Origin of the sequence: Kitasatospora sp. NPDC059648, assembly GCF_042734825.1 — a bacterium.
Classification (GTDB): domain Bacteria; phylum Actinomycetota; class Actinomycetes; order Streptomycetales; family Streptomycetaceae; genus Kitasatospora.
Genome location: NZ_JBHWDU010000060.1, coordinates 21,432 through 27,986, shown reverse-complemented (window position 1 = coordinate 27,986; position 6,555 = coordinate 21,432). Strand labels below are relative to the sequence as shown.

The following is a 6,555-nucleotide window of genomic DNA, read 5'->3' as shown; positions in this document are numbered from 1 at the left end:
GGGGGCCCGTAGTGCCAACGGCCCCTCTGCCTCTGCCACCGGCGGCCCCCCCCCCACCGGGCGGGGGCCGCGGCCCCCCGGGACCGGCTGGGACGGGCGCGCCCGGTCAGTCGGTGCCGGACTCGATCGCCGCGTGGTCGAGCGCGGTGGACTCCGCCTCGTGTCCGGTGCCCGCGGCGATCGGCGCCGCGCCGCCGGGCGCGAGCTCGCCGATCAGGCCGCTCCACTGCGACAGCTGGCCGTGGCCCGCGTACAGCTCCAGCTTGCTGCGCGAGTCGGCGATGTCCAGGTTGCGCATGGTCAGCTGGCCGATCCGGTCGTCCGGGACGAACGCGGCGTCGACGCTGCGCTCCATCGACAGCTTCTCCGGGTGGTAGCTGAAGTGCGGGCCCTGGGTGTCGATCACCGAGTAGTCCTGGCCGCGCCGCAGCCGCAGCGTGACGCTGCCGGTGACGGCCTGGCCGACCCACTTCTGCAGGCTGTCGCGCAGCATCAGCGCCTGCGGGTCGAACCAGCGGCCCTCGTACATCAGCCGGCCGAGGCGCCGCCCCTGGGTGTGGTAGGTGGCGAGGGTGTCCTCGTTGTGGATCGCGTTCAGCAGGCGCTCGTAGGCGATGTGCAGCAGCGCCATGCCGGGGGCCTCGTAGATGCCGCGGCTCTTGGCCTCGATGATCCGGTTCTCGATCTGGTCCGACATGCCCAGGCCGTGTCGCCCGCCGATCCGGTTGGCCTCGTGCACCAGCTCGACGGCATCGCCGAACTCACGGCCGTTGATCCGCACCGGGCGGCCGAACTCGAACTCGACCGTGACGTCCTCGGTCTGGATCTCGACGGCCGGGTCCCAGAAGGCGACGCCCATGATCGGGGCGACGATCTCCAGCGAGGCGTCCAGGAACTCCAGCCGCTTGGCCTCGTGGGTGGCGCCCCAGATGTTGGCGTCGGTGGAGTAGGCCTTCTCGGCGGAGTCCCGGTACGGGAGGTCGCGCTCGGCGAGCCACTCGGACATCTCCTTGCGGCCGCCGAGCTGGTCGACGAAGGCCTGGTCCAGCCACGGCTTGTAGATCCGCAGGTTGGGGTTGGCCAGCAGGCCGTAGCGGTAGAACCGCTCGATGTCGTTGCCCTTGTAGGTGGAACCGTCGCCCCAGATGGAGACGCCGTCCTCCTGCATGGCCCGCACCAGCAGGGTGCCGGTGACGGCGCGGCCGAGCGGGGTGGTGTTGAAGTAGGTCTGCCCGGCGGAGCGGATGTGGAAGGCGCCGCAGGCGAGGGCGGCCAGGCCCTCCTCGACCAGCGGGGCCCGGCAGTCGATCAGGCGGGCCTGCTCGGCGCCGTAGGCGCGGCCACGGGCCGGGACGTCGGCGAGGTTCGGCTCGTCGTACTGGCCGATGTCGGCCGTGTAGGCGTACGGGACGGCGCCGTGCTCGCGCATCCACGCGACCGCGACGGAGGTGTCCAACCCACCGGAGAATGCGATGCCGATCCGTTCACCGACCGGCAGCTTGCTCAAGACCTTCGACATGCATGCACCCTTGACCCACCCGCGCGGCGCGGGCTCCTGATTTAGCGACGTGTGAGGCGATTCGGCCTGATTGATCCGATGCCCGCACTCTGGCATAGATTTGCAGAGTACCGCAAGAGCATACGGACGAGTCGGCCGGGGTGGGCTGCTCGCGAAGGCTGCTACGGGCAGGCATCGGCCGGGCCAAGTCGGTGCAGCGGAAGGTGGGTTGGGGCCGGATGCGGGCCGGGCCGGACTCCCGGGTGGGGGTCCGGCCCGTCAGCGGTGCGGCGGTGTGCTGTGGGGGTGTGGTGCGGCGGTGGCGTGGGGGTCAGGGGGTGCGGCTCGGTTCCCGGGCCTGCGGTTCCCGGTCCTGGTGTTCCCGGCCTTGGGGTTTCCGGCGGTGCCTTTCCCGGCGGTGCCTTTCCCGGCGGTGCTGGCGACCGGCGCGGGTCAGCAGCCAGGGTGTGCGGGAGGCGAGGACGCCCAGCGCGAGGGCCACCAGGTGTCCGGCGTCGGCCAGTTGCTGGTCCGTCGCCCAGGCGACGGCCAGCGCCACGGCGAGGGCCGGCAGGCCGTACCGGCGCAATACGGGCGGGCCCAGGGCCAGCAGGCAGCCGGCGGTGGCGACCAGCCCGTAGCTGATCCCCACATCGCGCGCCCGGGAGAGCGCGCCCGGGATCCGGGCGACCAGCATCACCCACATGGCGCCCTCGGTGAGCAGGGTCGCGCCCACGTGTCCGAAGGCGAAGACCGCGCCCGCACGGGCCGGGCCCCAGCGCCACTCGGCCAGGCCCAGCGCCAGGGCGACGGCGGCGATGCCCGCCCAGGCCGGGACCCCGTCGACCACCAGGCCGCTGGTGAACAGCGTCCACCACTTGCCCACTTCCACGTGGTGGACGTTGCTGCTGTTGTGCCGGACGAACCGGGCCCGCTCCCCGTGGCCCTGGGTGGCGAGCCAGGAGGCGGTGACGGTCAACAGGGCCACGTAGACCGTGGTGAGCCGCAGTCGGACGGCCGTCGCGGCGGCGTTCGCTCTGAGCGCGGCCGTTCCGGAAAACGCCGCGGTGGCAGATCCGGCGGCCTCGGAGGCCGGGCGCCGGGCGGCGGCCGACTCGGTGGCGGTGGGTTCGGTCGGTTCGGTCGATCCGAGGCGGTCCCTCATCGTGCCTGGCGCCCTCGCTGTGCGGTGTCCGGGGTCCGGTGCCCGGCGGCTCCACGGGCGGCCGGAGAACCAGCCTATGCCAGTCCGGGAGGCTCCAGAGGCCCTCCGTGGCGCCCGTTCCCGACCGGACGCCTCCGACGGTGCCCCGGCGGCGGGCGGAGCAGGGGCCGGAGGCGGGAGCGGAGGGCCGGGGCGGATCACCCGTACGGGTCGTCGCGGCGGCGGGTGGAGGCCGGAGCGGGCGAGGGTGAGGGGGACCGTCGAGGAGGCGCCGATGAGCGGCAGCGCCACCAGGGTGCCGCAGGCGCGCCGGGGGGCCTGGTGGGCGCGGGCGGCCCGTGCGGTGTGGCGCTACATCCGGCGGGCCCCCGGCACCTACATCTGGTTGGCGATCCTGCTGGCCACCACGCAGGTGATCCGGCACGTCGACCCGACGACCGCCGACCGCATCCTGGAGCGCCGCTCGACCAACCTGCACCACCTGCAGATCGCGCCGGCCCGGGTGCTGGCGACCAGCGCGCTGTGGATCGCGGGCGGCGGCTGGCTGGGCTACTTCGCGCTCTACAACCTCTTCCACGTGCCCGCCGAACGCTGGCTGGGCACGATGCGCTGGCTCTCGGTGGCGGTGCTGGCTCACGTCGGCGCCACCTACCTCAGCGAAGGCGTCCTGGGCTGGGCGATCCACGGGGGCCTGGCCGCGCCGAAGGCGGTCTACACGCTCGACTACGGCGTCAGTTACGCGCTCGCGGGGGTGGTCGGGGTGCTCACCTACCTGATCGTGCGGCCCTGGCGGTACCTGTACCTGGCGGGGGTGCTGGCCGTGTACCTGTTCGGCCTCTTCCGCAGCCGCGACTACACGGGCATCGGCCACCTCAGCGCGGTGCTGATCGGACTCGCCTGCTACCCGGTGACCCGGGACCGGCCGGGGGAGTGCGACCCGGTCGCCTCGGCGCGTGCGCTCCGGCGGTGGCTGCGTGCACGCCTGTGGCCGCATCTGGGCTGACGGCGGCGCCGGATATTCCGTGAATGCCAACTGCTGGAAACCGTACGGCTCTTAACCGTTTCTTACCGTGCAGACCTTCCCCGGAGGAAGTGCACCGACCAGGCTTGGCCCCTGTTTCGCCGGGGTCGCGCGACCGCGCGGCCGGCCACAGGGGAGGACCGCACCCGTGCCCATCAGGCAACACCGACGGCTGCTGCTGAGCGCCGTCACGCTCACTGCCCTCGGACTGACCACCAGCCAGGCGCTCGCCGCGCCGTCGACGCCGTCCGCACCGCAGCCATGGCAGGTGCGGCACCAGGCGGACACCGGCAAGCAGCACGCGAAGAAGACCGGAGCCACCGCCGCCCGGTCGACCTTCAGCCCCAAGGCCGATTCGGAGGCCGGGGACGGGGGCGACGAGGCGGAGAACTCCGCCGAGGGCGTCGCCCAGTACACCGAGGCGCGCACCGCGCCGGGCGTCGTCGCGCCGGGCGCGTACGGCGCGGCCTGGTCGCAGCTGCAGTCGGTGCCGCACACGGACGGCGACTGGAAGCACGTCACCTCGAAGCCGTACAACTCGGACGACCCGCGCTACCGGGACGTCAACTCCAACTCCAGCGGCGGCGCCGGGCTGGTGACCGGCCGGATCACCGGCATCGCGGCGGACAGCAAGGGCTATGTCTACGCGGGCGGCGCCAACGGCGGCGTGTTCCGCTCCCGTACGGGCGGCGGTCAGTGGGAGCCGATCGCCGACAAGCTGCCGACGCTGCCGACGGGCACGCTGAACCTCGACGAGGGCGGGCGGCTCTGGTACGCCACCGGCGAGTCCAACACCGGGGCCACCTCGTACGTCGGCACCGGCGTGTACGTGCTCTCCGACCCCCAGCACGGCAAGTTCCAGCCGGGCAACCGGGTGGGCGGGCCGGAGCTGGAGTCGACCATCGTCCACGCGCTGCGCTTCGGCGGCGGCAAGGTGTGGGCGGCCACCAGCCGCGGTGTGTGGAGCCACTCGACGTCCGACCTTTCGGGCCCGTGGAAGCTGGAGTTCGCGCCGAACCCCGACTACCTGCCCGGGGGCGCGAAGGCCAAGGACGAGAGCGCGCCGTACAAGAACATCGCCAACGACATCGCGATCGACCCCAAGGACCCGTCCAAGGTGGTCCTGGCGGTCGGCTGGCGAGGCGGCGACACCTACAACGGCTTCTACAGCAGGGCCGCGGACGGCAGTTGGCAGCGGGTCTCCTCGCTCGGCGACCTGCCGACCGACGCCGCCAATGTCGGCAACGTGACCTTCGCGCGCTCGGCGGACGGCTCGCGCTACTACGCCATCGACCAGTCGCCGGACGTTGCCGCGCACAACCCGGACACCGGCCTCAAGGGGATCTACGTCTCCAAGTCCGGCTCACCGTACGGCCCGTGGACGCTGATCGCGGACAAGGACAAGCTGAAGGGATCCGGTTCCGCCCTTCAGGACCCGGGCTACCAGCCCGGCATCCAGTCCTGGTACAACCAGTCGCTCCAGGTCGACCCGGCCAATCCGGACCACGTCTACGCCGGGCTGGAGGAGGTCTTCGAGACCACGGACGGCGGTGCCGCGTGGGCGACCGTCGGGCCGTACTGGAACAACGGCTTCGCGTGCTGGAGCATCGACCCGGGCAAGCAGACCGGTGACTGCTCGCCGACCGTCCACTCCGACCAGCATGCCGTCGCCTTCGGCAGCTACCAGGGCAAGGTGAACGTCTACGTCGGCAACGACGGCGGCATCTACCGCCGCCCGGGCAACGGGCAGTTGGACGCCTGGGGCCACGGCAAGGACTGGACGTCGCTCAACGACGGCACCATGGACACCCTGCAGTACTACTCGGTCGGCGTCGGCAAGGACCCGGCGGACAAGTCCGGCAGGGGCGTCATCGTCAGCGGCGGCCTGCAGGACAACGGCGAGTCGATCCTGCGCGCCCACGACAAGGTGATGGGCTCCGACTTCGGCGGCGACGGCGGCGACACCATGGTCGACCCGGCCAACGGCTGCAACATCGCCGAGGAGTACGTCTACCTCGACATGTGGGTCACCCAGAACTGTGCCGTCAACGACGGGAGCTGGACGAAGGACCCGAGCAAGGCCACCTCCTACGAGGTCGCCCCGCCGGACAAGGACAAGAACGCCGCCCGGTTCATCGCCCCGATGACCAGCGACCCCAAGGACACCAACACCTGGGTGGCCGGCGGCCAGCACGTGTGGGTGCAGCACAAGGGCTGGGCGATCCGCAGCGGCAGCGAGTGGACCGCCGCCTACGACCTCGGCGCGGGGCACGTCGCCACCGCCGTGGCCACCGTCGACGGCACGGTGTACGCGGGCTGGTGCGGCCCCTGCAACAACCAGGGCTTCACCCGTGGCATCGCGGTGGGCAACACCGACGGTACCGGCTGGCGCCAGCTCAACCTGCCCGTCGACGGCGCCGTGCCCAACCGGTACATCTCCTCCTTCGCGGTGGACCAGAAGGATGCCCAGCACGTCTTCGTCGCGATGAACGGCTTCTCGCGGACCTGGACGGAGGGCCCCGGCGCGGGCAACGGCCACCTCTTCGAGACCCACGACGGCGGCGGGACCTGGTCCGACGTCTCGGCCAACCTGCCCGACATCCCCGCGACCTCGGTCAAGCTCCTGCCGAACGGCGGCCTCGCCCTCGGCACGGACCTCGCCGCCTTCTACCGGGCCCCGGGCGAGAAGAACTTCTCCGTCCTCGGCCGCAACCTGCCCACCACCGCGGTGCAGCAGCTGAAGGCCGGTCCGGACGGGCGCCTGTACGCCGCGACCTTCGGGCGCGGCATCTGGTCGATCAACCCGGACGAGCTGTCCGAGGACGACGACAGCCAGGGCTGACCGTCCGCATCGTCGCGAGCGCCCGGCCT

The 6,555-nt window shown here is 72.1% G+C and carries 4 protein-coding genes; 2 read left to right on the top strand and 2 right to left on the bottom strand.

Translation table 11 applies throughout. The features are described from left to right. Window positions 1-106: 106 nt before the first annotated feature. Entirely contained in the window at window positions 107-1,519 is a 1,413-nt protein-coding gene (gene argG / locus ACFV1W_RS28350; protein ID WP_380420078.1) for an argininosuccinate synthase, read from the bottom strand. A 310-nt stretch (window positions 1,520-1,829) separates the two neighbouring features. After that, window positions 1,830-2,663 carry a rhomboid-like protein gene (locus tag ACFV1W_RS28345; protein ID WP_380420077.1) on the bottom strand — a complete coding sequence of 278 codons (834 nt, stop codon included), beginning with the start codon at window positions 2,661-2,663 and terminating at the stop codon, window positions 1,830-1,832. A gap of 274 nt (window positions 2,664-2,937) precedes the next feature. Between ACFV1W_RS28345 and ACFV1W_RS28340 the strand changes: the two genes are divergently transcribed. Further along, entirely contained in the window at window positions 2,938-3,666 is a 729-nt protein-coding gene (locus ACFV1W_RS28340; protein WP_380420076.1) for a rhomboid-like protein, read from the top strand. A gap of 166 nt (window positions 3,667-3,832) precedes the next feature. Beyond that, a complete protein-coding gene (locus ACFV1W_RS28335; protein WP_380420075.1) occupies window positions 3,833-6,526 on the top strand; it encodes a glycosyl hydrolase in 2,694 nt (897 codons plus the stop codon). Window positions 6,527-6,555 lie beyond the last annotated feature (29 nt).

Bases quoted from the DNA above. Each gene is read 5' to 3' on its own strand.
- argG (WP_380420078.1), bottom strand. From the start codon at position 1,519: ATGTCGAAGGTCTTGAGCAAGCTGCCGGTCGGTGAACGGATCGGCATC.
- ACFV1W_RS28345 (WP_380420077.1), bottom strand. From the start codon at position 2,663: ATGAGGGACCGCCTCGGATCGACCGAACCGACCGAACCCACCGCCACC.
- ACFV1W_RS28340 (WP_380420076.1), top strand. From the start codon at position 2,938: ATGAGCGGCAGCGCCACCAGGGTGCCGCAGGCGCGCCGGGGGGCCTGG.